1 protein-coding gene and 1 pseudogene are annotated in these 2,200 nt (G+C 71.7%); one reads left to right on the top strand and one right to left on the bottom strand.

Annotated elements, in window-relative coordinates; translation table 11 throughout:
• The coding region (locus CVO76_RS17085) for a sensor histidine kinase (RefSeq protein ID WP_244186085.1) at nt 1-1,879 on the top strand (1,879 nt) is incomplete at its 5' end.
• A gap of 16 nt (nt 1,880-1,895) precedes the next feature.
• On the opposite strand, the pseudogene CVO76_RS17080 reads toward CVO76_RS17085, so the two are convergent.
• Nucleotides 1,896-2,200: pseudogene (locus tag CVO76_RS17080) on the bottom strand (NAD-dependent epimerase/dehydratase family protein); the annotation flags it as partial.

Raw genomic sequence — 2,200 nt, 5'->3', positions numbered from 1 at the left:
TTCACGGACCCGGCGGGACCTCGCCGTCGCGCTCGTCGCCAGTGTCCCCATCCTGACCGTCGTCAACCTCGCCACGGGACTCAGCCCCACCCTCGCCCTGTCGGTAGCGCTCGGGAGCCTCGCCCAGACGGCCCTGGCCGTCCGCCTCTTCCGCGGACTGGTTCCCGGCCTCGACGTACGGACCGTCGGTGACTACCTGCGGCTCGGGGGCGTCGCGCTCGTCTCCTGTTCCCTCGGCGCGCTGTTCATCGTCGCCGGCGTCGCACTGGAGGGCGGGGCGGACCCGTTCTCGGCGTTCATCCCCTGGCTGGTCCGGCACGCGGTGTCCCTGACGGCCCTCGGAGCACTGGGTATCGTGGTCGCCTCGAGCGTCACGGCCCGCGCGCGCGGGGAGGTCACTCCGCCGCTGACAGCGGCGCGGCGCGCCGAGTACGCACTCCTCACGGTCGTCTCCTTGGTGCTCTACGTGCTCACGTTCGGAGCCGGCCCCGCGCTGCCGATCGCCTACACCACCATCCCGGCGCACATGTGGGCCGGCCTGCGGCTGCGCGCGGGATGGGCCATGCTGCACGGCCTCGCCAGCGGCGCGTTCCTCGTCCTCTTCACCCTCGCGGGCCGCGGCCCGTTCCAGGACCTGGGCCCCGGCGTCGCCGCCTATGTCGCCCAGTCGTTCATGTTCATCGCGTTCTCCCTGTCCGCCGTCCTGGCACTCAGCATGGACGAGCGGCGCCGTCTCATCGCCCGCCTGTACCGGGCCAACGAGGAGGCGAAGGCAGCGGCGGACCTCCGCGACCTCGTGATCGGCAGGATGAACGACGGTGTCCTCGTCGCGGGACCGGACCGCCGACTGATCTTCCAGAACGCGACGAGCGAGCGCTGGCTGGGGCACGGCACGGCACGGCCCGGCGAGGTGTGGAAGCGCGACTACGAGGTGACGACGCCGGAAGGGCAGCCGTTGGCCGAGGCCGACAATCCCCTGACCCTGGCGCTGGAGGGCACGGTCACCGAGCGGATGGACCTGAACCTCACGCACCGGTCCGGCGAGGTGATGCACCTCTCGGTCGACGCCATGCCGCTTCCCGGCGAACGGGGGGCCGTGGTGGTGACGCGCAACGTGACCGACGAGCGTGTCCACCAGCGGGACCTCGGGCGCTTCGCCTCGGTCGTGGCGCACGACCTCCTGACCCCGCTGACCGTCTTCGACGGCTGGCTCGAGCTGCTCGAGGATCCGGACCTGCCCGCCGCCGAGCGGCAGGCCAGCATCGGGCGCCTCCAGCACGCGAGCCTGCGGATGCGGACCCTGATCCGGAATCTCCTCGCCTACAGCCTGGCCAAGGAGGAGAGGCTCACGGCGACCCGCATCGACGTCCCCCGCGTGATGGAGGGCATCGTGGACCTGCGCACCGCCCTCCCGGGCACGCAGCTCCCCGCCATGCGGTTCGAGGTGCGTGCGCCGCATCCCGTCTACGCCGACGAGCGGCTCTTCCTGCAGCTGATGGAGAACCTCGTGGGCAACGCCGTGAAGTACGGGCGCACCGACGGAACCGGCGAGGTGGTGGTGGAGACGACCGTCGACACCGCGGGGAGGACCCTCGTGCACGTCCGGGACAACGGTATCGGCATCCCCGAAGGGGATCTCCAGCGCGTCTTCGAGGAGTTCCACCGCTCCGAGAACGGGCTGGGCCAGGCCACCGGGACCGGACTCGGGCTCGCCATCTGCCGCCGTATCGCCGAGAGCCACGGAGGCAGCATCAGCGTCCGCAACGTCGAGCACGGCGGCGCCGAGTTCACCGTCAGTCTGCCCGGCGCGCCCGATCAGCTCCCCCGGGGTATCCCACTGGTCGCCGCGGACGATGCTCCGAGGATCCCGGCGCAGTAGCCCTCGCGCTGCCGGCTCAGTTCTTCGACCTCGGGTACAGCTTGGGAGATCCTGCGTGCCCGTCGCCGTGGCGCATCCCCGCCAGCACCTCGGCCATCGCGTCACGGGACGAGTGGCGCGGTTCCCAGCCCAGTTCGCTCCTCGCCCGGGCCGTGTCCATGACCGGGCTCTGCGCCGCCAGATCGATCCACCCCGGATCGGTGCGCTGGATGCGGAGCCACCAGCTCGCGCCGACGATCCAGCGCAGCACGCGCACCGGGAATCCGATCACGCGACGCGCCTCGAGCAGGTCGGCGAGGCGCGCGGGGGTGAGTTCGGGCT

This window comes from Arthrobacter agilis, from assembly GCF_002953615.1.
Classification (GTDB): Bacteria; Actinomycetota; Actinomycetes; order Actinomycetales; family Micrococcaceae; genus Arthrobacter_D; species Arthrobacter_D agilis_B.
This window is presented reverse-complemented; position numbering and strand designations above follow the sequence as displayed.